Below are 24,335 nucleotides of genomic sequence, written 5' to 3' on the forward strand. Positions count from 1 at the left end.
ACTCCCGTCCGAACGATCTACGAATGATCGCCGAACGCCAGGAGTGCAGTGGTCCCGAGCCGCCGTGGGCGTCGTCCCGCCCGCGTCCCAGCCGCCCTCGCGCTGCTCGCGGCGGTGACGGCGACCGGGGCGCTGGCCGCGTGCGGCGACTCGGGCGGGCTGCGCGGCGCGGGCGCGACACCGGCGGCGCAGAGCCCGGCCCGGCTCTGGCCCGACCTGACACCGGCGTCGAGTCCCGCCTACGACATCGGCGAGGTCGACCACGAGGCCGTCGAGGGCGTCGCGGTCCCCGGCGGCGACATCCGCCGGGCGGACCCGGTGGCCGTCGTGCGGGCCGAGATCGCCGCGCACCCCGGCGAGTACGAGGGCGCCGGGGCGCCGTACCGCGAGACGGCCGACCGGATGGCGGACTGCGGCGAGGGCGCCGGGAGCGGCCGGTGCCCGGTGCTCCGGCCGTATTACCGCGACCTGACCGGCGACGGGCGCCCCGAGATGGCCCTGGGCTTCCGGCTGCTGCCCGAGAAGCTGACCGCCGTGCGCGTCTACACCGTCGACGGGGACCGGCTGGTGCGGATCATGTCCTACGAGGACGCCGTGAGCGCGGTGGCGCTGGCCGGACGGAAGGTGATCGTCCGTTCTCCCTCGGAGGTCGCGGGCTACGAGTACCGGCTCCAGTGGACGTGGGACCCCGACGAGCGGGCCATGCTCCTGACCAGCGACGAGATGCTGCCCACGGACGAGGGCGGCAAGCGCACGGAGCGGCCCTCGGCGTCCGCGTCCCCGTCGGCGAGTGTCCGGTGAGGCTCGCGCTTCCCCGGTGGACCGGACCGCTCGCGGTGAAGGCGGCCGTCTTCATCACCGTGATGTGCTGCGCGCTCGCCGCGCTGCTCGGCGTCCTGGTGCACGTCTCGGTGACCAACCAGACCGTGGGGCAGGCCCGGGACACGGCCCTGGACCGGCTGCGGGAGGCCACCGAGGCGTACGAGGCCGGGGACCCGCTGCGGCGGAGCGCGGGCGTCGATCCGCCGGGGCTGCCCGGGTCGCTGCGGGAGCTGGCGGTGTCGGGCCGGCGCGGCACGGTGGTCGCCGAGTACGAGGGGCGCCCCACGATGTGGGCGGCGGGTCCGGTCGCCGGTGGCCGGGCGCTGGCGGTGCGGGTCGACCACACCCAGGGCGAGCGCACCATCGACGGTCTGGACGGCGCGATCGTGTGGTCGTCGGCGCTGGCGATCGGGGCGACGCTGCTGGTCGGCGCGTTCGCCGTGACGCGGGTGACCAGGCGGCTGCACGCGACGGCGCGGGTGGCCCGGCGGATCAGCGCGGGTGACCTCGACGCACGGGTCGGCGACCCTCGCGCGTCGGACCCGACCCGCCCGCAGGACGAGGTGGCCTCGGTCGCCGCCGCGCTGGACTCCATGGCGGCGTCGTTGCAGGGCAAGCTGCTCGCCGAGCAGCGGTTCACCGCGGACGTGGCGCACGAGCTGCGCACGCCGCTCACCGGCCTGCACGCGGCGGCCGAGCTGCTGCCGCCGGGCCGCCCGACCGAGCTGGTGCGGGACCGGGTGGCCGCCCTGCGCACACTCACCGAGGACCTGCTGGAGATCTCCCGGCTGGACAGCGGGCGGGAGCGGCTGGAGACGGAGCCGGAGGCGCTGGGCGACCTGGCCGCCCGGGTCGTGCGGGGCTCCGGCACCGGCACGCGCGTGGAGGTCGCACGGGACGCGCGGGTGGAGACCGACCGGCGGCGGCTGGAGCGGGTGCTGGGCAACCTGGTCGCGAACGCGCACCGGCACGGGCGGGCGCCGGTGGTGCTGACGGTGGACGGGCCGGTGATCACCGTACGGGACCACGGGGACGGCTATCCGGAGTACCTCCTCGTCCACGGGCCGCAGCGGTTCCGCACGGAGAGCGGGAGCAAGGGGCACGGTCTCGGGCTGACCATCGCCCTCGGGCAGGCGGAGGTGCTGGGGGCCCGGCTGGAGTTCGCGAACCCGCCGGACGGCGGGGCGCTGGCGACCCTGACCCTGCCCCGCAAGCCCTGACGCGACCCGTACGGACGGGACCGTGCCCCGATGGCGCAGTGCGACGGGCGGACCGTACCCGCCGCTCCTAATGTGGCGATCAGTCACGCCCCGTCCGCTGCCCGGGAGGTACTCCCATGTCCCTGCTGAACGCACTGTCCCCGCGCTCATCCCGCTTCCGCGGCCTGGCCACCGCGGTCGCCGCCGGGGCGCTCGCCACCGCCGTCGCCGTCACGCCCGCCGTCGCGAACGACGAGTGGGGCAGCGGCAACTCCGGCTCCGGCTCCGGCAGCTCCTCCGCCGGCCCCACCGGCGGGAACGGCGGCGGGAACGGCGGCGGGAACGGCGGCGACGGCCGCCACGAACAGGGCCGGTACCGGGGCGTGGTCACCGCCGACCGGCTCGCCCTGCGCACCTCGCCGACCCGCGGCGGGGAGGTCATCCGGTACGCCCACCGGGGCGAGACCGTGCACATCTACTGCAAGGCCCCCGGCGACAAGGTGAAGGGCAACCCCCTCTGGTACCTCCTCACGGACGGCACCTGGGCCTGGGGCGCGGCCCGCTACATCGACAACATCGGTCCCGCGCCGCGCTGGTGCTGATGCGAACGACCCCCACACCACACCATTTGGGTAAGTTCCGGACATGACGAAGGCCGGAACCGGAACCGGAATCACCGTGGCCCAGGCGGACACGCCCGCTCCCGTCGCCCGGCTCCCCCGGCGCCGGGGCATCGAACTCGCGCTGATCCTGATGGCCGTGCTGCTGTCGGTGTTCGGCTACTGCAACGTCGGTCTCGCCCAGCACGGCACCCTCCCGCCCGGCGCCGCCGGTTACGGCGCCGGGCTGGGCGTGCTCGCGCTCCTCGCCCACCTGGCGGTACGGTTGCGCGCCCCGTACGCCGATCCGCTGCTGCTGCCGATCGGCGTGCTGCTCAACGGCCTCGGCCTGGTGCTGATCTACCGGCTCGACCTGGAGACGCCGGGCGACCGGGCGGCCCCCACCCAGCTGGTGTGGTCGACCCTGGGCGTCGCGCTGTTCATCGTGGTCGTCCTGCTGCTGCGCGACCACCGCGTCCTGCAGCGCTACGCCTACGTCTGCGTCGCCGCCGCACTCGTCCTGCTCATCGTGCCGATCTTCTTCCCGGCGGTGAACGGTGCCCGGATCTGGATCCGGGTCGAGGGTTTCTCCATCCAGCCCGGCGAGTTCGCGAAGGTGCTCCTCGCCGTCTTCTTCGCCGCCTACCTGGCCGCCAACCGCAGCGCCCTGGCGTACGCGGGCCGCAGGGTGTGGCGGCTGCAACTGCCGACCGGGCGCGTGCTCGGCCCGATCGTCGCGGTGTGGCTGGTCAGCGTCGGCGTCCTGGTCCTGGAGCGTGACCTCGGCACCTCGCTGCTCTTCTTCGGCCTGTTCGTGGTCCTCCTCTACGTCGCCACCGGCCGCACCGGCTGGATCGCCGTCGGCCTGCTGCTGGCCTCGCTGGGCGCGGTCGCCGTGGGCTGGCTGGAGCCGCACGTGCACAGCAGGGTGGAGGACTGGCTGCACCCCTTCGCGTCCATCGAGGCCGGCGACGGGCCCAATCAGCTGGCGCAGTCCCTCTTCGCCTTCGCGGCGGGCGGGGTGACCGGCACCGGCCTCGGTCTCGGGCACTCGATCCTCATCGGATTCGCCGTCAAGTCGGACTTCATCCTGGCGACCGCCGGGGAGGAGCTGGGCTTCCTCGGCCTGACCGCGATCTTCCTGCTGTACGCGCTGCTCGTGGAGCGCGGCTACCGGGCGGGGCTGGCCGCGCGGGACCCCTTCGGCCGGCTGCTCGCGGTCGGCCTCTCCTCCATCGTGGCGCTCCAGGTGTTCGTCATCGCGGGCGGGGTGACCGGGCTGATCCCGCTGACCGGCATGGCGATGCCGTTCCTCGCGCAGGGCGGCTCGTCGGTCGTCACCAACTGGGCGATCGTGGCGCTGCTGATCCGGGTGAGCCACGCGGCGCGGCGCCAGGCGGGCCCGTGACCCGGCACATCCGGCACGCCGCCGTCTTCTGCGCCCTGCTGCTGGTCGCCCTGCTGGTGAACGCGGCCCGGGTGCAGATCGTCCAGGCCCCGGAGTACGACGACAACCCGGCCAACCGCCGCCCCGACATCGCCCGCTACCAGCAGCCGCGCGGCGACATCCTGGTCGGCGGCGAGCGGGTCACCGGCTCCCGGGACACCGGTGAGCACCTGCGCTTCGAACGGACGTACGCCGACGGGCCGCTGTACGCGCCGATCACCGGCTTCGCCTCGCAGGCGTACGGGACGACCCTGCTGGAGCACGCCGAGGACGGCCTGCTCTCCGGCGCCGACCCGCTGCTCGCGCCGCTCCCCTACTGGAACGACGTCACGGGCGCCCACAACCCCGGCGGTGACGTCGTGACCACGATCCACGAGGCGGCACAGCGGGCGGCCTTCGAGGGGCTCGGCGGGCGCAAGGGCGCGGTGGCCGCGGTCGAACCGTCCACGGGCCGGGTCCTGGCCCTGGTCTCCACCCCCTCCTACGACCCTCAGCTGCTGTCCGGCAACAGCGCGGACGCCACCCGGACCTGGGCCCGGCTGAACGGCGACCCGGACCAGCCGATGCTCAACCGGGCGGTTCGCCGGACCTACCCTCCGGGGTCGACGTTCAAGGTGGTCACCGCCGCGGCGGCCCTGGACGCCGGCGTCGTCCGGGACCTCGACACACCCACCCGCTCGCCCGACCCGTACACCCTCCCCGGCACCCGGACCAAGCTGACCAACGAGGCCGACGGCTGCCGGGACGCCACGCTGCGGGAGGCGTTCGAGTGGTCCTGCAACACGGTGTTCGCCAAGCTCGGTGTGGACGTCGGGGTGCGCGACATGGCGGCCACGGCGGAGGCGTTCGGCTTCAACGACGACGGGGTGCGCATCCCGTTCGCGGTCTCGCGGTCCACCTTCGACACCTCGGTGGACCGGGCGCAGCTCGGGCTCTCCTCGATCGGGCAGTACAACACGCGGGCGACCCCGCTGCAGATGGCGATGGTGGCGGCGGCGGTGGCCAACGGCGGTCAGGTGCGTTCGCCGTACCTGGTGGAGCGGACCCTGCGGGCGGGCGGCAGCCTCGTCGCGACCGCCGGTTCCCGGCCCTCCCGGGAGGCGATGCGGCCGTCCACCGCGGCGCGGCTCAAGGAGCTGATGCGCGGCGTGGTGGAGAACGGCACCGGCGCGAACGCGGCCGTCCCCGGCGCCGTCGTCGGCGGCAAGACGGGCACCGCCCAGCACGGCGTCGGCAACTCGGGCACGCCGTACGCCTGGTTCGTCTCCTGGGCGCAGGGCGAGGGGGACCTGGAGCCGAAGGTGGCGGTCGCGGTGGTGGTGGAGGGCTCGGCGGCGGACCGGGAGGACATCAGCGGGGGCGGGCTGGCGGCGCCGATCGCGCGGGGGGTGATGAAGGCGGTGCTCGACGGCTGAGACGGGGGTACCGCCGGCCCGGCACACCGACCTACCGTTCGGTACATGACTGAAGCCGTCGCGTACGAACTCGCCCAGGTCAACATCGCCCGCCTCAAGGCCCCGCTCGACACGCCCCTGTTGAAGGACTTCGTGGACTCGCTCGACCCGGTGAACGCCGACGCGGACGCGGCGGACGGGTTCGTGTGGCGCTTGCAGAGCGAGGAGGGGGACGCGACCGGCATCGCGGTCTTCGACGACTCCTGGCTGATCATCAACATGTCGGTGTGGCGGGACGCGAACGCGCTGACGGCGTTCATGTACCAGGGGCGGCACCGGGAGATGCTGGCGCGACGCCGGGAGTGGTTCGAGCGGGTGGCGGAGGCGATGGCGGCCCTGTGGTGGGTCCCGGCGGGACACCGGCCGACGGTCGCGGAGGCGGAGGAGCGGCTGCTCCACCTGCGGGCGCACGGGCCGACGCCGTACGCGTTCACGTTGCGGACGTCGTTTCCGGCGGGGGCGTCGGTGCCGGTCGCGGGTGAGGTGCCGGCCGGGTTGGGGTGCTCGGTCTAGCGGCGGCGGTGGACCGCGGTGAGGTCGATGTCGATGGGGAAGGGGACGGTGAGTTTGAGGCGGTTGTGGAAGATGCCTGTGGGCACGTAGGACTTGGTCATCGACTCCAGTTCATAGACGTAGACGACGGGAAGCCCGTTGCTCTCCTCGACCCGCCAGTAGTGCGTGATGCCCGCAGCGGCGTACTTGCGGGGCTTGGTCTCACGATCCCTGTCAACCGAGTCCTCGGAGACCACCTCGGCCGCCAGAAGGACGTCGCGGTGCAGAAGCCGGGTCTCCTTCGGTCCCAAGTCCGCACCCGCGCGGGCCACCAGTACGTCGGGTTCCGGACGGTTCCGGTCGTTGAGTGTCACAGTGAACTCGCGGTAGATCTCGAATTCATCCGGTGCCTGGTCAATGAGGGCACGGTCCAGCAAGCGGATCGTACGCATGTGAAATGCGGTCTGCGGACTCACGAAGACAAGGCTCCCGTCGATCAGCTCCGTGTGCGGAGGCAGGTTGGGAAGCTCGTCGAGGTCGTCCGCCGTCCAGCCGCCCTCCGGCGGACGGGGCCACTGGTAGTCGTCGTCCAGCCCGTAGTCGCGTGCGGCGCTCATGATCGCTCCCATGTGCCGGAGTCTGGCTGACGTGGCCAGCGTACCCAGGGCGAATGCCCGCGGAGCGCTCCACCGAGTGATCCCGCGCCGGACGATTGACGACCACACCACCTTTACTCCCGGTCAACAAGTCCCGCCCAAGGGATTGACGCGCTTGCTGACGCGCAGTCTCATAAGTCGGAGTGAGTCAGAGTGACCGCGGGTAACACGGCGAGGTGGACACCATGAGGACCCTGACCGAAGCCGACGCGCTCGACGGGCTGCGCGACGCGCTGGGCCTGCTCAAGGACCGGGAACAGGTGGCCGAGCGGCTGCTCGAATCCTCCGCCAGGCACTCCTTCGACCCGGACAGGGAACTGGACTGGGACGCGCCCTTCGAGGAGGGCAAGTGGTTCTGGCCGCCGGAACTGGTGTCGCTGTACGACACCCCGATGTGGAAGCGGATGGGCGAGGAGCAGCGCATCCTGCTCTCCCAGCACGAGGCCGCCGCGCTCGCCTCGCTCGGCATCTGGTTCGAGCTGATCCTCATGCAGCTGCTGGTCCGGCACATCTACGACAAGGCGGCGACGAGCGCCCACGTCCGCTACGCGCTGACCGAGATCGAGGACGAGTGCCGGCACTCGAAGATGTTCGCCCGGCTGATATCCCGGGGCGACACCCCGTGGTACCCGGTGAGCCCCGTCCACCAGCACCTGGGCCGCCTCTTCAAGACGATCTCCACCACGCCGGGCACCTTCACCGCGACCCTGCTCGGCGAGGAGGTCCTGGACTGGATGCAGCGGCTGACCTTCCCCGACGAGCGGATCCAGCCGCTGGTCCGGGGCGTCACCCGCATCCACGTCGTGGAGGAGGCCCGGCACGTGCGCTACGCCCGTGAGGAGCTGCGCCGCCAGATGGTGACCGCGCCGAAATGGTCGCGGGAGTTCACCCGGCTCACCTCCGGCGAGTTCGCCCGCGTCTTCTCCGTCGCCTTCGTCAACCCCGAGGTGTACACCAACGTCGGCCTGGACCGGCGCGAGGCCATGGCGCAGGTCAAGGCCAGCGGCCACCGCCGGGACATCATGCAGACCGGCGCGAAGCGCCTGACCGACTTCCTGGACGACATCGGGGTGCTGCGCGGGGCCGGGCGGCGGATGTGGCGGTCGTCGGGGCTGCTGGCGTAGTACGCCGGTCCGGCACTCCGGCGTGGGTGGCCGCGGGGACGTGCGGGTTACGCTGCGGGTCATGAGTCCGCAGGCCCCCACCCCCGCCTACCGCCGCCTCAGTGTCGAGGAGCGCCGCGTCCAGTTGCTGGAGGCCGCGCTCGCCCTCTTCGCGCACCGGCCGCCGGAGGAGGTCTCCCTGGACGACGTGGCCGAGCAGGCCGGGGTCTCGCGGCCGCTGGTGTACCGGTATTTCCCGGGCGGCAAGCAGCAGCTGTACGAGGCCGCGCTCCGGTCGGCCGCCGACGAACTCCGGCTGTGCTTCGACGAGCCCCGCGAGGGCCCGCTGCTGGCCCGGCTCTCCCGCGCCCTGGACCGCTACCTCACCTTCGTCGACGAGCACGACACCGGCTTCAGCGCCCTCCTGCGCGGCGGCAGCGTGGCCGAGACCTCCCGTACGTCCTCCATCGTGGACGGCGTACGCCGGGCCGCCGCCGAGCACATCATGAGCCACCTGGACGTCGCCGAACCGGGCCCGCGGCTCCACATGACCGTCCGGATGTGGATCACGGCGGTGGAGGCGGCGTCGCTGATGTGGCTGGACGAGGACAAGCAGCCGTCCCTCGACGAGATGCGGGACTGGCTGGTGGAGCAGTTCCTCGCCGTCCTGACGGTCACCGCCCGCCGGGACCCGCAGACGGCGGCGCTGGTCGAGGCGCTCGCGGCGGACCTCTGACAGCGGCCGGCGGATCACCGAGACTGGTGCCGTGAAGAGCGAAGACACCCCCTTCGAGGGCGGCCCCATGGACGGGCGGGTGCTGCCCGTGCTCGTCGGGATGACCGGGCACCCGCCGAAGACCTACCGCATCCCCGTACCCGACCCGGACGGCGGCCCGCACACCGTGCTCGTCTACCGGAGGGAGCCCCGGGACGCGCGGGGCGGACTGCGGTTCGCCCGCTGGAAGTACGTCCACGATCCCGAGGGCAAGAAGGCTTCCGGCCGGAAGTGGCCCTGGTCGAAGCCGGACCGCCCGGCGGCCGCCGATCCAGACGCCACGCCGGGTGGCAAGCCGGACGACGCCGACGGGTGACCCCGTTGCGCCGAACCGCGCACACTCGGCGCGCGGAGCCCGCCGGCCCGCCACATGCTCACCGTGCGGAGCGGACCCACCGCCCCGCACCGGAGGTGATGGCGTGTCAGGAAGGCTTCTGCGTCTGGTGTGTACGGCCGCGGTGGCGGCCGGGATCGTGCTCGCGCCCGGGCCCGCCGCGGCCGAACCCGCGCCCGGCGCGGCCGAGGACCGTTCCGTGGCAGGGCTGCTGACGGATCTTCAGCGGCTGTACCGGGAGGCGGAGAAGGCCACCGAGACCTACAACGGCACCGAGGAGCGCTTGAAGAAGCAGCGCGCGGAGGTGCGGCGGCTGGACGCCGAACTGGCGCGGACGCGTCTGTCCCTGCACGACAGCCGTGGCGCGGCCGGGCGGCTGGCCCGGCAGCAGTACCAGAACAGCGGCAACCTCTCCCCGTACCTGCGCCTGCTGCTGGCCCGCGACCCGCAGCACGCGCTCGACCAGGGCCGGGTGATCGGCCGGCTGGCCCGGGAGCGGGTCGAGACCGTGGGCCGTCTGACCGGCGCGGAGAAGAAGGCCGAGGAGCTGGCCCGCCGCTCGCGTCAGGCCCTGGACCGGCAGGTCGCCCTCGCCGAGAGCCAGGAGGAGCAGCGCGACGACGTGCGCGAGCGGCTGCGCGCCGTGGAGGAGCTGCTCGCCTCGCTCACCCCGGAGGAACTGGCCGCGCTGGCGGAGCTGGAGGAGAGCGGGATCGCCGAGGAGCAGGAGCGGTTCCTGGCGTCCGGCGCGCTCGGCGACGACGCCAAGCCGTCGGCCGGGGGCGAGCGGGCGGTGCGCTTCGCGGTGGAGCAGCTCGGCAAGCCGTACGAGTGGGGCGCGGAGGGCCCGGCGGCCTACGACTGCTCGGGACTGACCTCCGTGGCCTGGCAGCGGGCCGGGACGCCGATCCCGCGGACCAGCCAGGAGCAGTGGGCGCGGCTGGAGCGCGTGCCGCTGGACGAGCTGCGCCCCGGTGACCTGGTCGTGTACTTCCCCGAGGCCACCCATGTGGCGATGTACCTCGGCGACGGCATGGTCGTCCAGGCACCGCGCCCCGGCGCCGAGGTCAAGGTGTCACCGATCGCGGCCAACCCGGTGCTGGGCGCCGTACGGCCCGATCCCGGCGGGGAGCCGCTGCGGCGGTACACGCCACCGAGGCTCCCCGAGGGGGCGACGGACGGGTCCGACGAGGGGTACGCCGACGCCTACGCGCCCGCGGCGCCCGAGACCTCCATCAGGTAGCCCTCGGTCTTCGCGGGGTCGTAGAAGAAGTTCTCGAAGTCGGCCGGGTCGTTGAAGCCGTTGGCGAAGCGGTCGGCGACGGGCTGGAGCTGCATGCCGGCGCCGATCAGGTTCAGGACGTGCTCGGGCGGCGGGGCGAGCATGGTGTTCGTCCACTTGGTGACGTGCTGGGCCGTCTCCCAGTAGCGGTCGAAGGCCTGCTGCATCCAGGCCTCGTCGAACTCCTTGTCGCCGTGCTCGATGATCGACGCGAGGTAGGAGGCGGCGCACTTGGAGGCGGAGTTGGAGCCCTGGCCGGTGATCGGGTCGTTGGCGACGACCACGTCGGCGACGCCGAGGACCGCACCGCCGCCGGGGAGGCGGCCGACCGGGTTGCGGACGGTGGGGGCGTAGCGGCCGGCGAGGGTGCCGCCGGCGTCGGTCAGTTCGACCTTGGTGGCCCGCGCGTACTCCCACGGGAGGAACTTCTCCATGAGTTCCAGGGTCAGGGAGAGGTGCTCCGAGGGGTCCTTGACGTCCTTGAAGGCGTCCAGCGGGCCGCCGGGTATGCCCTCCCAGAACAGGATGTCGGCGCGGCCCGAGGTGGTGAGGGTCGGCATGATGAACATCTCGCCGACGCCCGGGACCAGGTTGCAGCGGACCGCCTCCGTCTCCGGGTGCTCCGGACGCGGGCCCATCCCGTGCACGTAGGCGACGGCGAGGGCGCGCTGCGGCTCGCTGTACGGGGACCTCTCCGCGTCGCGGCCGAACATCTGGACCAGCTCGCCCTTGCCCGCCGAGACCAGGACGAGGTCGTAGGCACGGGAGAAGTAGTCCAGGTCGCCGACGGCCGCGCCGTGGATGACGAGCTGGCCGCCGCGCTGGGCGAAGGTCTCCATCCAGCCGGCCATCTTCACCCGCTGGTCGACGGACTGCGCGATGCCGTCGAGGCGGCCCAGCCAGTCGATGGCGCGCTGCGAGGGGCCCGGGTCGAAGGAGCCGGGGGCCGCCACCGAGACGCCGAGTCCTTCGATCTTCGGGGCCTGGGACTCCCAGAAGTTCAGCTGGAGATCGCGCTCGTGCTGGAGTGCCGTGTGGAACATGCACTGCGTCGACATGACCCGGCCGGTGCGGATCTCGTCCGCGGTCCGGTTGGACATCAGGGTGACCTCGTAGCCGTGCGACTGCAGGCCGAGGGCGAGCTGGAGACCGGACTGGCCGGCTCCGACGACGAGTATCTTCCGCATGCGGGGGACGCTCCTAAGGGGACAGCTCGGGGGACTACTCGGGGGTTTCGTCGAGCGCGTGGCCCACGAGGGACAAGAGGGTCTCGATGGCCGAGATCCGGCGGCGCGCATCCATGATCATTACAGGTATGTGCGCCGGGATCGTCAACGCCTCCCGCACGTCCTCCGCCTCGAACAGCTCGCTGCCGTCGAAGTGGTTCACCGCGACGACGTACGGCAGTCCGCAGCTCTCGAAGTAGTCCAGGGCCGGGAAGCAGTCCTTCAGGCGGCGGGTGTCGGCCAGGACGACGGCGCCGATCGCGCCGCGCACCAGGTCGTCCCACATGAACCAGAACCGCTGCTGGCCCGGCGTGCCGAACAGGTAGAGCACCAGGTCGTCGTCGAGCGTGATGCGGCCGAAGTCCATGGCCACGGTGGTGGTCAGCTTGCCCGGCGTGGCGGTGAGGTCGTCGGTCTCCTCGCTCGCCTCGGTCATCAGCGCCTCGGTCTGCAGGGGCGTGATCTCCGAGACGGCGGTGACCAGGGTGGTCTTGCCGACGCCGAACCCGCCGGCCACCACGATCTTGGTGGCTATGGGCGCGCGCGTGCGGTCCGTCTGCCAGGGCTGCATGGTCTCGTCCGGGTCGACGAGCGGGGAGACGCCGGAGGCGGCGGCGTCAGAGACGACGGAGTCCACTGAGCACCCTTTCGAGCAGAGCGCGGTCCGGACGGCCCGTTCCGTGGCCGGTTCCGGTGCCGTACACACGGATCTTTCCCTGGTCCGCCAGGTCGCTGATGAGGACGCGGACCACGCCGAGCGGCATCTTCAGCAGCGCGGCGATCTCGGCCACCGTACGCATACGGCGGCACAGTTCGACGATGGCCCGCATCTCCGGCATCACGCGGGAGGTGAGGCTGCCGTTCGTCAGTTCCTTGCGCTCCTCGGCGGCTTCGAGCGCGGCGGTGCCGGCGGTGGCGCCGACGAACGTCTCGACGAGCAGGACGTGGCCGAAGCGGGTACGGCCGCCGGTGAGCGAGTAGGGGCGTACACGGGCGGGCTTGCGGTCGGCGCCGCGTACGGGGAGGTTTCCCCGGCCGTTCTTCTTGGGGGTGCTGCTCATCGGAGACTCCCCGTCGACTCGGACTCCAGGGACTGCCGCAGCTCGCTGCGGAGTTCGGGGGTCAGCACGTGGCCGGCGCGGCCGACGAAGAGCGCCATGTGGTACGCGACGACGCTCATGTCGCAGTCCGCGGAGCCGTGCACGCCGAGCAGCGAGCCGTCGCTGATCGACATCACGAAGAGACTGCCCTCGTCCATGGCGACCATCGTGTGCTTCACGTTGCCGTAGTCCATCAGCCGGGCGGCGCCGATGGTGAGGCTGCCGACGCCGGAGACGACCGTGGCGAGGTCGGCGGCGGAGCCGCGCGGTCCGGCGCGGCGCACGGCCTGTGCCTCGCGGGCCGCGTCGTTCCGCTCCTGGTCGGAGGAGAGGAGCAGCAGGCCGTCGGAGGAGACCACGGCGACCGATTGGATGCCGGGGACCTCCTCGACGAGGTTGGTCAGCAGCCAGTGGAGATTGCGGGCTTCACTGCTCAGTCCGAAGGTACTGGGCGCGGTCAACTGCTTGCCTCCTCGACAGTGCCCCCCGTGGCTTCTTCGGTTGTCCCCGCTGCGGCGGACGGCGCCTCGTGCTGCTCCGTCCGGTCGGCGATCTCCGCCTCGACGTCGCGCCGGCCGGCCTCCGCACCGCGGCGGAACCCTCCCAGGCGACGGCGGAGTGCCTCGGCGTCCACGGAACCCGAGGTGCGCGGCTTCGGTGCCGCGGCGGGGGTGGTGAGATTCGGGGTCCGCTTGGGCAGCCCCTTGGCGGTGACGGGCTCGGCGGGTTCGCCGCCGGCGTCCTCACCGGTACTCGACGGGCCCTCGTCCGGCGTGCGGTCGTGGGCCTCGGGGCCGATGGCGTACGGGTCGGGCGCGGACTCCGGGTCCGGGGCGCGCGTGGGCTCCGGTTCCGGCTCGGGCTCCGGTTCCGGCTCCGGTGTCCGGGCCTGGTGCCGGTCGTGGTCCTGGGGGCGCGTCTGGGCCGGGATCAGCAGGGCCATCGTGGAGTCGTCGGGGAGGTCGTGGCCCGGGGCGGGCGCGGTCTCCGGTTCCGTGGCCGTCTCCCGAACCGATGTCGGCTCCGTGTGCTGCGGCTCCCCGGCGGCCTCCGCCTCGTCCGCCGCGTCCGCCGCGACGGCGTCCGCGTCGGCCTCCGCCCGCCGTACGGCCTGCTCCGCCGACGCGACCAGTGGGTCCGCGTCCTTGTGCGCGCCCTTCTCCGCGCGCCCGTGCAGGACGTTGGAGTTGGCCTCCGCGTCGGCGCCCGGCAGCGAGAAGGACCCCGTGTCGGTCATCGGCACGCTCGGTGCCAGCGCCGCCGGCGGGGCCGCCGCGAGCAGCGGACCCGGGAGCACCACGACGGCCGCCACACCGCCCTGCTTCTGCTCCCGCAGCCGCACCCGCGCCGCGTGCCGGTGGGCGAGCCGGGCGACCACGTACAGGCCGAGGCCGAGACCCTCGTCGCCCTCCTGGTCGTAGGGCGCGTCCGGGTCGAAGTCGGTGAGGCGGGCGTTGAGGCGCTGGAGGCGTTCGGTGGCCATGCCGATGCCCTCGTCCTGGACGGAGAGCATCACCTCGCCGTTCTCCAGCAGCCAGCCGGAGACCTCGACGGGCAGGTCCGGCGGCGAGAAGGAGGTGGCGTTCTCCATCAGCTCGGCCAGCAGGTGGGAGAGGTCGTCGGCGGCGAAGCCGGCCACGTGCGCGTGCGGCGGCAGCGCGGCGATGCGGACCCGCTCGTACCGCTCGATCTCGCTGACCGCGGCCCGGACCACGTCGACCAGCGGCACCGGTGAGGCGCTGTGCTGGACGTGCTCGGTGCCGGCGAGGACGAGGAGGTTCTCGCTGTGCCGGCGCATGACGGTGGCGAAGTGGTCGAGCTTGAACAGGGTGGCCAGGCGGTCCGGGTCCTGCTCGCGCTCCTCCAGGCTCTCGATGACGGCGAGTTGCCGCTCGACCAGGCCGAGGGTGCGCAGCGCCAGGTTCACGAAGGTGGAGCCGATGCTCTTGCGGACGACGTCCAGCTGGGCGGCGGAACGGTCGAGTTCGGCGCGCAGTCCCTCGCGGGCGTCGGCCATCTTCTGCCGCTGGCCGACGAGGTGCTTGCGGTCCGACTCCAGGGTGTTGACGCGCTCGGCGAGGGTGACGGCGTGCGCGTGCAGGGCGTTGACGGAGCGGACGACCTGCGCGAACTCGTCGTCGCGGCCGGTGAAGGCGACGGCCTCCTCGGCCGTCGGGTCCTCGGCGCCCGCCAGCCGGGCCGAGCCGCGGCGCAACACCGACAGCGGGCGGGTGAGGGTGCGGGCCATGGCGGTGGCGATGCCCACGGCGACCAGGAGCAGGGCGGCGAGGGCGGCGATCCGGATCTCCAGCGCGGTGACGTCGTCGTCGCGCAGCTTCTCCAGGTCGGTGACGCGCTTCTCGTAGAGGGCGGACTCGGCGCCGCGCATGGCGTCGACGCGCGCGGAGAGCGCGGCGTCGAGCCGCTTGGTGCTGGTCTCCAGGTCGTCGTCGGAGAGCGTCGGCTCGTCGGTGAGACCGGCGAGGTACTTGTCGGCGGAGTTGATCTCGGGGCCGGTGACGGTGGCGTCGAAGCGGTCCCGCGCCTCCTTGGGCGCGCCCTCGCGGAAGTCGGCGAGGGCGGCGTCGGAGCGCACCCGGGCCTGCTGGGCGGCGGCGGCGAGCGCGTCGCGCTGCTCGGCGTCGGCGTCCGAGGAGGTGGTCGTCTCCGTCGGCAGCCCGGTGATCGGGTCGATGACGGTCTCGGTGGTGCTCGGCACGTTCAGGGCGGCGAGCAGCAGTCCGCGGGTGGCGGAGGCCTGCTGGACGGCGGTGTCCAGCTCGGCGAGGGCGTACGCCCCGGCCCCGGCGCGGGGCGGCATCCGCTCGGCCAGTTCCTCGGCCAGGGCGTGCAGTTCGGTGATCGCCTCCGAGTACGCCTCGTGCGCTTCGAGGGCGGTGCTCTTGCCGGTGAGGGCGGCCCGGCGCAGGGCGGCGATGGCGTCCAGGTCCTCGCGCAGGGAGGCGGGCGTGTCGGTGTCGGCGCGCAGCTCCTCGACCTGCCGGTCGACGCGGGCGCTGCGCTGCTCGGAGGGTGCCTTGGACTTGGGACGGCCGGCGGCGATGTAGGGGGTGACCTCGTCGCGTTCGTCGGCGAGGGAGTGGGCGAGGGTCAGCGCGCCCTGGGTCCGCTCGGCGAGCGTCACCAGTTCCTGGGAGTCGTGCAGCTGCCCGGAGGCGGCCACGACCGACGGGGCTCCGGCTCCGGCGACGGCGGCGGCCACGACCGCCACGGCGACGATGAGCCGGTTGCGTACGTGGGTGGGGCGGCCCTTGCCGACGGGGACCGCCGGCGGCGCCGGGGTGGAGGTGCCGGGGGTGCGCTCCGCGCTCCCCGCGGGGGCCGTCTGCTTGTCTGTGCGACGAGGCCGCGTCTTCTGCACCGGTGCTCGCATTCCTGACTCGTGTACCCGTGGGCGCGGGTGGCGCTCCGTCAACTGGCCGGCCGGCGCGTGCATCCTCCACCACGCTCCGGGCCGCTCCCCGGCCGCCGGCTGCGCGTCGGACGGGGGCACCGCGTGAGCAGGGCAGGCCCGCCACCGGTCCCCGACCTTCCCAGTGCCGGTGGGTGGTGGGCGCGCATCATCCGACCCGCCACCCGAAGGAGTGAACCCCGGACGGGAGTTGGTGGGCAAGTTCCCCCGGCTCGTGCGACTCGCCCGCGCGGCGCGCCGGTTGGACGTCTGGGACGCGCGGTGGCACTATGTGCCGCCACGCGTTGCCGGAGTGCCGAATTCCACCCCAAAAGCGGCGCCTGACCTGCGTCACCGCGCCGATTCCGGGAGAACTCGGGGAAGGTGCCAGCCTTTTGCGGACGCTGTGAAGGGGTCGTGCAGACTGGCCGGATGCGCACGGAACTCGCCTCGGAACCCGGACTCGCCGACCACCCCAACGAGGACTTCGCGAGCGTCGGACTACCGGCCTCGGGACAGGGTGGCTCGCTCGTCGTGCTGGACGGCGTGACACCACCGCGGGGTGAGACCGGATGCCTGCATTCCGTGCCCTGGTTCACCGCGCGCCTCGGTGGTGCGCTGACCGAACTGACCGTTTCAATGCCGGATGTTCCCCTCGACGACGCCCTGGCCCGCGCCATCGCGCGTACCTCGGCGGCACACGCGGAAACCTGTGAGCTTTCTCACCCCCGCACGCCACAGGCAACCGTGGTCGTCGCCCGCTGGTCCCCCGCGTCGGTCGAGTACCTGGTCCTGTCCGACTCCGCCCTGCTGGTGGAGGCGCCCGACGGCACGGTCACGGCCGTCCTGGACGACCGGCTGGCCCGGCTGCCCCGCTCGGCCCTCGCCACGGACGCGCTGGTGGACGCCCATTACCGCAACAAGGAGGGCGGCTTCTTCACGGCCGCGGCCGACCCGTCGGTGGCGGCGCGGGCGGTGACGGGGACACTGCCGCGGGGCGGGGTGCGGACGCTGGCGGCGCTGACGGACGGGGCCGGACGGTGGGTGGAGAAGTTCCGGGAGGGCGACTGGGCGGACTGCCTGACGCTGGTGCGCAAGCAGGGCGCCCAGGCGCTGGTGGACCGGGTGCGGGAGCTGGAGCGCGCCGACGCGGCGGGGGCCCGTTCGTTCCTGGGCCGCAGCAAGACGCACGACGACGCGACGGTGGTGTACGCCGAGTTGTGACCGCGCCGGAGGCCGGCCCCGCCCCGCGCCGCTACTTCTCCATCCCCCGGTTCAGTTCGTGCAGCAGCCGGGCCAGTTCGGTCACCTCGCGCGGGTCCCAGCCGGCGAGCCGGCGGGCGTACCGGGCACGGCGGGCATCCCGGACCCGGCCGACGCGGTCCTGGCCCTCCTGAGTCAGGGTGACCAGCCAGGCGCGGCCGTCCGCGGGGTCGGGTTCGCGGGCGACGAGGCCGAGTTCCTCCAGGGCGCGCAGCTGGCGGGACATCGTCGCCTTGCCGACGCCGATGTAGGCGGCGAGTTCCGTGGCCCGCTGCCCCCCGCACTCGCCGAGCCGCACGAGGAGGCCGTACGCGGACGACTCCAGGTCGGGGTGGACCTCGCGGGCCATCTCGCCCTGGTTGGCGCGGGCCCGCCGCAGCAGGACGGTCAACTCCCGCTCCAGCGCCAGGAACTCCGGTTGGTTCACACCACTGCCGGACACCGCGGATTCGACTCCGCGACCGTCGCCGTTCCCGTCCTCGTGCACGTCAGCCCCTGCCTCGATTTTCCCGGTCCTGAAAGTTTCCGCCACAAGGCGCCATCGCCGCAGCTCGGCAAGTATTTCGCAGGCTTAGACCAACGGCAGCTCCCGACCCCTCTTCCACCCGGCGTTCTACGTGCGTAGCGTTCCCTCCGGGACCGGCGAATGGCATGCGCACGCCAGCCCGGCGCGTACGCCTCGCACGGTCTCTCCCCACCCGCGCATCCCCCACCGAGCACCACCGAGCCATCGGAGGCACGTCATGCTCGTGCACAGATCGGGATCGGCCCGCGGGCGGCGCTTCGCCGTCACCGGGACTCTGCTCGCCGCGTTCTCCCTGCTGTTCACCGTCCCCGCCCACTCCGCGTCGGCCGCCGACACGCCGCCGCGCGGCTCCGCCCACATGGGCATGGGCGTCGTGGAGCACGACGGCCAGCACGGCACGCCCGTCCCCGGCCGCGCCGTCCAGACGGAGGGCGTGGACGTCTCCAGCCACCAGGGCAACGTCGCCTGGTCGACCCTGTGGAACAGCGGGGTCAAGTGGGCCTACGTCAAGGCCACCGAGGGGACGTACTACGAGAACCCCTACTTCGCCCAGCAGTACAACGGCTCGTACAACGTCGGCATGATCCGCGGGGCGTACCACTTCGCCACGCCGGACACGACCAGCGGCGCCGCCCAGGCCAACTTCTTCGTGGACAACGGCGGCGGCTGGTCCCGCGACGGCAAGACGCTGCCGGGCGCGCTGGACATCGAGTGGAACCCGTACGGGGCCACCTGCTACGGCAAGACGCAGAGCCAGATGGTCTCCTGGATCCGCGACTTCCTGAACACCTACAAGGCCCGCACCGGCCGCGACGCCGTGATCTACACGGCCACCAGCTGGTGGACCCAGTGCACCGGCAACTACGGCGGCTTCGCGGCGAACAACCCGCTGTGGATCGCCCGGTACGCCTCGACGGTGGGGACGCTGCCGGCGGGCTGGCCGTACTACACGATGTGGCAGTACACGTCGTCCGGGCCGACGGTCGGGGACCACAACAAGTTCAACGGGGCCCTGGACCGGGTCCGGGCGCTCGCGAACGGCTGACGCCCCCGGTGCGTACGGGGAAGGCCCGGGCCCCTCACGGGACCCGGGTCTTCGTGCTCCGGTTCACGTCCGTCACGCCGCGACCGGAACCTCCCGCTCGGCACCATTCGTCGCCGGTGCGAGGGCCAGCTCCAGGACCTGCCGGACGTCGGTGACCGCGTGGACGTCGAGCTTGTCCAGCACCTCGGCCGGGACGTCGTCCAGGTCGGGCTCGTTGCGCTTGGGGATGATCACCGTGGTGACGCCCGCCCGGTGCGCCGCGAGCAGCTTCTGCTTGACCCCGCCGATCGGCAGCACCCGGCCGGTCAGCGAGACCTCGCCGGTCATCGCCACGTCCGTGCGGACCAGCCGCCCGGAGAGCAGCGAGGCCAGCGCCGTGGTCATCGTGATGCCCGCGCTCGGCCCGTCCTTGGGGACCGCGCCCGCCGGGAAGTGGATGTGCACGCCCCGGTCCTTCAGGTCGGCCACCGGCAGCTCCAGCTCGGCACCCCGGCTGCGCAGGAAGCTCAGCGCGATCTGCGCCGACTCCTTCATCACGTCGCCCAGCTGGCCCGTGAGGGTGAGACCGGCCGCGCCCGTCTCCGGGTCGGCCAGCGACGCCTCGACGTACAGGACGTCGCCGCCCGCGCCGGTGACCGCGAGACCCGTGGCCACGCCCGGCACCGAGGTGCGGCGCTCGGCCGGGTCCTGGGCGGACTCGGGCACGTGGTGCGGCCGGCCGATCAGGGCGCGCAGGTCGTCCTCGGTGACCGTGAAGGGCAGCTCCCGCTCCCCCAGTTCGTGCTGGGCGGCGACCTTGCGCAGCAGCCGGGCGATGGACCGCTCCAGGGTGCGCACGCCCGCCTCGCGGGTGTACTCGCCGGCCAGCTTGCGCAGCGCGCCCTCGTCGACCTTCACCTCGTCCCCGTCGAGTCCGGCCCGCTCCAGCTGGCGCGGGAGCAGGTGGTCGCGGGCGATGACGACCTTCTCGTCCTCGGTGTAGCCGTCGAGGCGGACCAGCTCCATGCGGTCGAGCAGGGCCTCGGGGATGGCCTCCAGGACGTTGGCGGTGGCGAGGAAGACCACGTCGGACAGGTCCAGCTCGACCTCCAGGTAGTGGTCCCGGAAGGTGTGGTTCTGCGCGGGGTCGAGCACTTCGAGCAGGGCGGCGGCCGGGTCGCCCCGGAAGTCGGAGCCGACCTTGTCGATCTCGTCGAGGAGGACGACCGGGTTCATCGACCCGGCCTCCTTGATCGCCCGCACGATGCGGCCGGGCAGCGCGCCGACGTACGTACGCCGGTGGCCGCGGATCTCGGCCTCGTCGCGGACGCCGCCGAGGGCGACGCGGACGAACTCGCGGCCCATCGCGTGGGCGACCGACTCGCCCAGGGACGTCTTGCCGACACCGGGCGGGCCGACCAGGGCCAGTACGGCACCGCCGCGCCGTCCGCCGACGACGCCGAGGCCCCGGTCGCCGCGCCGCTTGCGCACCGCCAGGTACTCGGTGATCCGCTCCTTCACGTCCTGAAGGCCCGCGTGCTCGGCGTCGAGCACCGCCCGGGCGCCCTGGATGTCGTACGCGTCCTCCGTGCGCTCGTTCCACGGCATCTCCAGGACCGTGTCGAGCCAGGTGCGGATCCAGGAGCCCTCGGGCGACTGGTCGGAGGAGCGCTCCAGCTTGTCGACCTCCTTGAGCGCGGCCTCGCGGACCTTCTCGGGCAGGTCGGCGGCCTCGACGCGGGCGCGGTAGTCGTCGGACTCCTCGCCCTCCTGCTCGCCGTTGATCTCGCGCAGTTCCTTGCGCACGGCTTCGAGCTGGCGCCGCAGCAGGAACTCCCGCTGCTGCTTGTCGACGCCCTCCTGGACGTCCTTGGCGATGGTCTCGGCGACGTCCTGCTCGGCGAGGTGGTCGCGCAGCTGCCGGGTGGCGAGCCGCAGGCGCTCGACCGGGTCGGCCGTCTCCAGCAGCTCGACCTTCTGCTCGGTGGTGAGGAAGGGCGAGTAGCCGGAGTTGTCGGCGAGCGCGGAGACGTCCTCGATGGCCTGGACGCGGTCCACGACCTGCCAGGCGCCGCGCTTGCGCAGCCAGGCGGTGGCCAGCGCCTTGTACTCCTTCACCAGCTCGGCGACCTGGCCGGGCAGGGGCTCGGGAACGGTCTCGTCGACGCGGGTGCCCTCGACCCACAGGGCGGCGCCGGGACCGGTGGTGCCGGCGCCGATGCTCACCCGGTGCCGGCCGCGGATCAGGGCGCCCGGGTCGCCGTCGGCGAGGCGGCCGACCTGCTCGACGGTGCCCAGGACGCCGGTCCTGGCGTAGGTGCCGTCGACGCGTGGGACGAGCAGGACGCGAGGCTTGCCGGGCTCGGACCTCGCGGCGGCCTGGGCGGCCTCCACCGCGGCCCGTACCTCGGCGTCGCTCAGGTCCAGGGGGACGACCATCCCGGGGAGCACCACTTCGTCGTCGAGCGGCAGCACGGGCAGGGTGAGCGGTGTGAAGGCATTGGACTCAGCAGCCATGATCTCCCCTTCGGCAGTCAAGTTGAGTTACATCGACTCAATGAAAGGGAGTCCCGGAATGTTCCCCAAGGGCTGTTCGCTCTGAGCGATCAATCTCCACGGCGACCCGCCTTCCGGGAGAGCACCGTGGAACCGCCCGGCATTCCTTTGCCAGGATGGGCCGATGCCCCTCACTTCTTCCCACGACGCCCCCGAAGTGCTGGACCGCCGCGAGGGCCCGCACGGTGAGGTCGTCCTGCGCCGGCACGGGGCGCTGCTGCAGATCATCGCGAACGGCTGCTTCCTGATGGACACCTCCGACGGGCGCTCGGAGCGGCGACTGGTCGACGCGGCGGCCGAGGCGCTCACCGTCTCCGGCGGGCGGCCCGCGCCGCACCTGCTCATCGGCGGTCTCGGCGTCGGCTTCTCGCTCGCACACGCGGCCGCGGACCCTCGGTGGGGCCGGATCGCGGTCGTCGAGCGCGAGCGCGCCGTCATCGACTGGCACCGGGGCGGCCCCCTCGCGGAGCTGTCCGCCGAGGCGCTGGCCGACCCCCGCGCGGAGGTCGTCGAATCGGATCTGGTCCGTTACGTCAATGAGACTTCCGACACGTATGACGCGCTCTGCCTCGACATCGACAACGGGCCCGGCTGGACCGTCACCGAGGACAACGACGGGCTGTACGCGCCGGCCGGACTGGCGGGCTGCGCAAGGGCGTTGAGGCCCGGCGGGGTGCTCGCCGTATGGTCCGCCCAGCCCTCTCCGGAATTCGAAGAAACCTTGCGTAATGCCGGGTTCCAGCAGGTGCGTACCGAAGAGATCCCGGTTGCCCGGGGCGTTCCGGACGTCGTCCACCTCGCCGTCGGGCCTGGATAGCAAAGGCGCGGCCGATCCCCGTACGCTGCTGCCCTGACGCGGTCATTCAAGCGTCAATCGCAGTCATGCGCAGACGAGGGATCACCCCACTGATTCCGGTAAGCACACCTCAGGGGCGGGCGATGGAGCAGACACAGACCTCCCACAACGGCACGGCGACGGCGACCCAGGGCGCTCAGCGCCGGGTGCTGGTGGTCGAGGACGACCAGACGATCGTCGACGCCATCGCGACCCGCCTGCGCGCCGAGGGGTTCCTGGTGCAAACGGCGGGCGACGGGCCGGCCGCGGTCGACACGGCCGAGGCCTGGCAGCCCGACCTGCTGATCCTCGACATCATGCTGCCCGGCTTCGACGGCCTGGAGGTCTGCCGGCGCGTGCAGGCCCAGCGGCCGGTGCCGGTGCTGATGCTCACCGCGCGGGACGACGAGACGGACATGCTGGTCGGCCTCGGCGTGGGCGCCGACGACTACATGACCAAGCCGTTCTCCATGCGCGAGCTGGCCGCGCGCGTGCACGTGCTGCTGCGCCGGGTGGAGCGGGCCGTGGTGGCCGCCTCCACGCCGCGCAGCGGCATCCTGCGCCTCGGCGAACTGGAGATCGACCACGCGCAGCGCCGGGTGCGGGTGCGCAGTGAGGACGTGCACCTCACGCCCACCGAGTTCGACCTGCTGGTCTGCCTGGCGAACACGCCCCGCGCGGTGCTCTCCCGCGAGCAGCTGCTGGCCGAGGTCTGGGACTGGGCGGACGCCTCCGGCACCCGGACCGTCGACAGCCACATCAAGGCACTGCGCCGCAAGATCGGCGCCGAGCGCATCCGTACGGTGCACGGCGTGGGGTACGCGCTGGAGACGCCGACGCCATGAGCCGAGGGCGGGATGCCGCACGGAGGAGCCCCGGCCCCCGGAGAACCGGGGAACCCTGGGGCGGCGTACGCCCGTTCTCGATCAAGACCAAGCTGGGCGCGCTGGTCGTCACGTCGGTGCTGATCACCACCGGGCTGTCGGTGATCGCGGTGCACACCAAGACGGAGCTGCGCTTCATCACGGTCTTCTCGATGATCGCCACACTGCTGATCACGCAGTTCGTGGCGCACTCGCTGACCGCGCCGCTGGACGAGATGAACGCCGTGGCCCGGTCCATCTCGCACGGCGACTACACCCGCCGGGTGCGCGAGAACCGCCGCGACGAGCTGGGCGACCTGGCCGTCACCATCAACCGCATGGCCGACGACCTGGAGGCCCAGGACCTCCAGCGCAAGGAGCTGGTCGCGAACGTCTCGCACGAGCTGCGCACCCCCATCGCGGGCCTGCGCGCGGTGCTGGAGAACATCGTCGACGGGGTCACCGAGGCCGATCCGGAGACGATGCGCACGGCGCTCGGGCAGACGGAGCGGCTCGGCCGGCTGGTGGAGACGCTGCTGGACCTCTCCCGCCTGGACAACGGCGTCGTACCGCTGCGCAAGCGGCGCTTCGAGGTGTGGCCGTACCTCTCGGGCGTGCTGAAGGAGGCCAACATGGTCGCCTCCGCGCGCGCGGGCATCGCCTCCGGCTCCGGCAGCCACACCCGCACCGACGTGCACCTGGCGCTCGACGTCTTCCCGTCCGACCTCACCGTGCACGCCGACCCGGAGCGCATCCACCAGGTCGTCGCCAACCTCATCGACAACGCCGTGAAGCACAGTCCGCCGCACGGCCGGGTGACGGTCAGGGCGCGGCGCGGCGAGTTTCCCGAGTCGCTGGAGCTGGAGGTCCTCGACGAGGGGCCCGGCATTCCGCGCTCGGAGTGGCGCCGGGTGTTCGAACGGTTCAACCGGGGTTCGGTGTCCCGGCCGCACGGTCCGGGCAGCGACGGCGGCACCGGGCTGGGCCTGGCGATCGCGCGCTGGGCGGTGGATCTGCACGGCGGCCGGATCGGCGTGGCCGAATCCGAGCGGGGCTGCCGGATTCTCATCACTCTTCCGGGCCTGCCGACGGCTCCGAGTTGACGTAGGGTTCGAAGCGGAGCGCCAAGATCCACTGGCGTCCGCGCAGACGGACACGTGTGATCAGGCACAGGCCCGCGTTTTCCCGGCGCCGGGTCGCGGTCTCCCCTTCCCGCACGCAACGGAACCTCGCTTGTTTCCCGCCATTTCCAGCGCCGAAACGCAGTCTGCGATGTGACTTACGCGACGATGAACGGGCCCGGTCTGACCTTCCGGGTCGGGGAGGCGTAGCCTTGATTCCCGCTGTCCACCATCTTGTGAAGCGGA

General features: G+C 72.7%; 23 protein-coding genes. 15 read left to right on the plus strand and 8 right to left on the minus strand.

Annotated elements, in window-relative coordinates:
* The first annotated feature begins 48 nt into the window (after positions 1-48).
* The 6 genes from AMK11_RS06645 (at position 49) to AMK11_RS06670 (ending at position 6,034) form a co-directional block, all read left to right on the plus strand.
* Complete coding sequence (locus AMK11_RS06645; protein ID WP_073724216.1) at positions 49-801, plus strand: hypothetical protein; 753 nt, start codon at positions 49-51, stop codon at positions 799-801.
* Complete coding sequence (locus AMK11_RS06650; RefSeq protein ID WP_073724218.1) at positions 798-2,042, plus strand: ATP-binding protein; 1,245 nt, start codon at positions 798-800, stop codon at positions 2,040-2,042. Before AMK11_RS06645 ends, AMK11_RS06650 begins: the two co-directional genes overlap by 4 nt.
* Positions 2,043-2,158: 116 nt before the next feature.
* Entirely contained in the window at positions 2,159-2,623 is a 465-nt protein-coding gene (locus AMK11_RS06655) for an SH3 domain-containing protein (RefSeq protein WP_073724220.1), read from the plus strand.
* Between the two features lie 43 nt (positions 2,624-2,666).
* Positions 2,667-4,028 carry an FtsW/RodA/SpoVE family cell cycle protein gene (locus AMK11_RS06660; RefSeq protein ID WP_073724222.1) on the plus strand — a complete coding sequence of 454 codons (1,362 nt, stop codon included), beginning with the start codon at positions 2,667-2,669 and terminating at the stop codon, positions 4,026-4,028.
* Positions 4,025-5,482, plus strand: a complete 1,458-nt coding sequence (locus AMK11_RS06665; protein WP_073724224.1) for a penicillin-binding transpeptidase domain-containing protein — start codon at positions 4,025-4,027, stop codon at positions 5,480-5,482. The genes AMK11_RS06660 and AMK11_RS06665 overlap by 4 nt, the downstream gene beginning before the upstream one ends.
* 45 nt (positions 5,483-5,527) lie before the next feature.
* Positions 5,528-6,034: a DUF3291 domain-containing protein gene (locus AMK11_RS06670; RefSeq protein ID WP_073724225.1), complete on the plus strand. Its 507-nt coding sequence runs from the start codon at positions 5,528-5,530 to the stop codon at positions 6,032-6,034.
* Here the strand turns inward: AMK11_RS06670 and AMK11_RS06675 are convergent.
* Positions 6,031-6,630, minus strand: coding sequence for a Uma2 family endonuclease (locus tag AMK11_RS06675; protein WP_073724227.1), 600 nt, complete (start codon positions 6,628-6,630; stop codon positions 6,031-6,033). The genes AMK11_RS06670 and AMK11_RS06675 overlap by 4 nt on opposite strands.
* A 224-nt stretch (positions 6,631-6,854) precedes the next feature.
* Here AMK11_RS06675 and AMK11_RS06680 point away from each other — a divergent pair, with 224 nt between their 5' ends.
* The 4 genes from AMK11_RS06680 to AMK11_RS06695 all read left to right on the plus strand — a co-directional run bounded on the left by AMK11_RS06680 (position 6,855) and on the right by AMK11_RS06695 (position 10,124).
* Positions 6,855-7,793, plus strand: a complete 939-nt coding sequence (locus tag AMK11_RS06680; protein ID WP_073725628.1) for an AurF N-oxygenase family protein — start codon at positions 6,855-6,857, stop codon at positions 7,791-7,793.
* 61 nt (positions 7,794-7,854) lie between these two features.
* Positions 7,855-8,508 (plus strand): TetR/AcrR family transcriptional regulator, encoded by a 654-nt coding sequence (locus AMK11_RS06685; RefSeq protein ID WP_073724229.1) that lies wholly within the window; start codon positions 7,855-7,857, stop codon positions 8,506-8,508.
* A gap of 31 nt (positions 8,509-8,539) precedes the next feature.
* Positions 8,540-8,863, plus strand: a complete 324-nt coding sequence (locus AMK11_RS06690) for a hypothetical protein (protein WP_073724231.1) — start codon at positions 8,540-8,542, stop codon at positions 8,861-8,863.
* 103 nt (positions 8,864-8,966) lie between these two features.
* Positions 8,967-10,124, plus strand: a complete 1,158-nt coding sequence (locus AMK11_RS06695) for a C40 family peptidase (RefSeq protein ID WP_073724233.1) — start codon at positions 8,967-8,969, stop codon at positions 10,122-10,124.
* Here the strand turns inward: AMK11_RS06695 and AMK11_RS06700 are convergent.
* Genes AMK11_RS06700 through AMK11_RS06720 form a run of 5 tightly spaced genes read right to left on the minus strand, consistent with a single transcriptional unit; the run spans position 10,088 to position 15,883 of the window.
* Positions 10,088-11,350, minus strand: a complete 1,263-nt coding sequence (locus tag AMK11_RS06700; RefSeq protein WP_073724235.1) for a styrene monooxygenase/indole monooxygenase family protein — start codon at positions 11,348-11,350, stop codon at positions 10,088-10,090. The two genes, AMK11_RS06695 and AMK11_RS06700, sit on opposite strands and share 37 nt — an antisense overlap.
* 34 nt (positions 11,351-11,384) lie before the next feature.
* A complete protein-coding gene (locus tag AMK11_RS06705; RefSeq protein WP_073724237.1) occupies positions 11,385-12,026 on the minus strand; it encodes a GTP-binding protein in 642 nt (213 codons plus the stop codon).
* Positions 12,007-12,450: a DUF742 domain-containing protein gene (locus AMK11_RS06710; protein WP_073724239.1), complete on the minus strand. Its 444-nt coding sequence runs from the start codon at positions 12,448-12,450 to the stop codon at positions 12,007-12,009. The genes AMK11_RS06705 and AMK11_RS06710 overlap by 20 nt, the downstream gene beginning before the upstream one ends.
* Positions 12,447-12,950, minus strand: a complete 504-nt coding sequence (locus AMK11_RS06715) for a roadblock/LC7 domain-containing protein (protein WP_073724241.1) — start codon at positions 12,948-12,950, stop codon at positions 12,447-12,449. Before AMK11_RS06715 ends, AMK11_RS06710 begins: the two co-directional genes overlap by 4 nt.
* The gene (locus tag AMK11_RS06720) at positions 12,947-15,883 is read right to left on the minus strand and encodes a sensor histidine kinase (RefSeq protein WP_073724243.1); all 2,937 of its coding nucleotides are present in this window, start codon (positions 15,881-15,883) and stop codon (positions 12,947-12,949) included. Before AMK11_RS06720 ends, AMK11_RS06715 begins: the two co-directional genes overlap by 4 nt.
* A 450-nt stretch (positions 15,884-16,333) precedes the next feature.
* Here AMK11_RS06720 and AMK11_RS06725 point away from each other — a divergent pair, with 450 nt between their 5' ends.
* Positions 16,334-17,125, plus strand: coding sequence for a protein phosphatase 2C domain-containing protein (locus AMK11_RS06725; RefSeq protein ID WP_073724244.1), 792 nt, complete (start codon positions 16,334-16,336; stop codon positions 17,123-17,125).
* 31 nt (positions 17,126-17,156) lie between these two features.
* On the opposite strand, the gene AMK11_RS06730 is transcribed toward AMK11_RS06725, so the two are convergent.
* Positions 17,157-17,651 carry a MarR family winged helix-turn-helix transcriptional regulator gene (locus tag AMK11_RS06730; RefSeq protein ID WP_073724246.1) on the minus strand — a complete coding sequence of 165 codons (495 nt, stop codon included), beginning with the start codon at positions 17,649-17,651 and terminating at the stop codon, positions 17,157-17,159.
* A gap of 256 nt (positions 17,652-17,907) precedes the next feature.
* Between AMK11_RS06730 and AMK11_RS06735 the strand changes: the two genes are divergently transcribed.
* A complete protein-coding gene (locus tag AMK11_RS06735) occupies positions 17,908-18,735 on the plus strand; it encodes a lysozyme (RefSeq protein ID WP_073724248.1) in 828 nt (275 codons plus the stop codon).
* Positions 18,736-18,807: 72 nt separating this feature from the next.
* Here AMK11_RS06735 and lon read toward each other — a convergent pair whose 3' ends face one another.
* Positions 18,808-21,231: an endopeptidase La gene (gene lon / locus AMK11_RS06740; protein ID WP_073724250.1), complete on the minus strand. Its 2,424-nt coding sequence runs from the start codon at positions 21,229-21,231 to the stop codon at positions 18,808-18,810.
* 163 nt (positions 21,232-21,394) lie between these two features.
* Between lon and AMK11_RS06745 the strand changes: the two genes are divergently transcribed.
* The 3 genes from AMK11_RS06745 to AMK11_RS06755 all read left to right on the plus strand — a co-directional run bounded on the left by AMK11_RS06745 (position 21,395) and on the right by AMK11_RS06755 (position 24,071).
* A complete protein-coding gene (locus AMK11_RS06745) occupies positions 21,395-22,087 on the plus strand; it encodes a spermidine synthase (protein WP_073724252.1) in 693 nt (230 codons plus the stop codon).
* Between the two features lie 122 nt (positions 22,088-22,209).
* The gene (locus AMK11_RS06750) at positions 22,210-22,950 is read left to right on the plus strand and encodes a response regulator transcription factor (RefSeq protein ID WP_043380000.1); all 741 of its coding nucleotides are present in this window, start codon (positions 22,210-22,212) and stop codon (positions 22,948-22,950) included.
* A complete protein-coding gene (locus AMK11_RS06755; protein WP_073724254.1) occupies positions 22,947-24,071 on the plus strand; it encodes a sensor histidine kinase in 1,125 nt (374 codons plus the stop codon). Before AMK11_RS06750 ends, AMK11_RS06755 begins: the two co-directional genes overlap by 4 nt.
* Positions 24,072-24,335 lie beyond the last annotated feature (264 nt).

This window comes from Streptomyces sp. CB02414 (assembly GCF_001905385.1).
Taxonomy (GTDB): domain Bacteria; phylum Actinomycetota; class Actinomycetes; order Streptomycetales; family Streptomycetaceae; genus Streptomyces.

What these genes read in the sequence shown, in the direction of transcription:
- AMK11_RS06655 (WP_073724220.1), top strand. Translation starts at nt 2,159, where the DNA reads ATGTCCCTGCTGAACGCACTGTCCCCGCGCTCATCCCGCTTCCGCGGC.
- AMK11_RS06660 (WP_073724222.1), top strand. Translation starts at nt 2,667, where the DNA reads ATGACGAAGGCCGGAACCGGAACCGGAATCACCGTGGCCCAGGCGGAC.
- AMK11_RS06670 (WP_073724225.1), top strand. Translation starts at nt 5,528, where the DNA reads ATGACTGAAGCCGTCGCGTACGAACTCGCCCAGGTCAACATCGCCCGC.
- AMK11_RS06675 (WP_073724227.1), bottom strand. Translation starts at nt 6,630, where the DNA reads ATGAGCGCCGCACGCGACTACGGGCTGGACGACGACTACCAGTGGCCC.
- AMK11_RS06680 (WP_073725628.1), top strand. Translation starts at nt 6,855, where the DNA reads ATGAGGACCCTGACCGAAGCCGACGCGCTCGACGGGCTGCGCGACGCG.
- AMK11_RS06685 (WP_073724229.1), top strand. Translation starts at nt 7,855, where the DNA reads ATGAGTCCGCAGGCCCCCACCCCCGCCTACCGCCGCCTCAGTGTCGAG.
- AMK11_RS06700 (WP_073724235.1), bottom strand. Translation starts at nt 11,350, where the DNA reads ATGCGGAAGATACTCGTCGTCGGAGCCGGCCAGTCCGGTCTCCAGCTC.
- AMK11_RS06710 (WP_073724239.1), bottom strand. Translation starts at nt 12,450, where the DNA reads ATGAGCAGCACCCCCAAGAAGAACGGCCGGGGAAACCTCCCCGTACGC.
- AMK11_RS06720 (WP_073724243.1), bottom strand. Translation starts at nt 15,883, where the DNA reads ATGCGAGCACCGGTGCAGAAGACGCGGCCTCGTCGCACAGACAAGCAG.
- AMK11_RS06725 (WP_073724244.1), top strand. Translation starts at nt 16,334, where the DNA reads ATGCGCACGGAACTCGCCTCGGAACCCGGACTCGCCGACCACCCCAAC.
- AMK11_RS06735 (WP_073724248.1), top strand. Translation starts at nt 17,908, where the DNA reads ATGCTCGTGCACAGATCGGGATCGGCCCGCGGGCGGCGCTTCGCCGTC.
- lon (WP_073724250.1), bottom strand. Translation starts at nt 21,231, where the DNA reads ATGGCTGCTGAGTCCAATGCCTTCACACCGCTCACCCTGCCCGTGCTG.
- AMK11_RS06745 (WP_073724252.1), top strand. Translation starts at nt 21,395, where the DNA reads ATGCCCCTCACTTCTTCCCACGACGCCCCCGAAGTGCTGGACCGCCGC.
- AMK11_RS06750 (WP_043380000.1), top strand. Translation starts at nt 22,210, where the DNA reads ATGGAGCAGACACAGACCTCCCACAACGGCACGGCGACGGCGACCCAG.
- AMK11_RS06755 (WP_073724254.1), top strand. Translation starts at nt 22,947, where the DNA reads ATGAGCCGAGGGCGGGATGCCGCACGGAGGAGCCCCGGCCCCCGGAGA.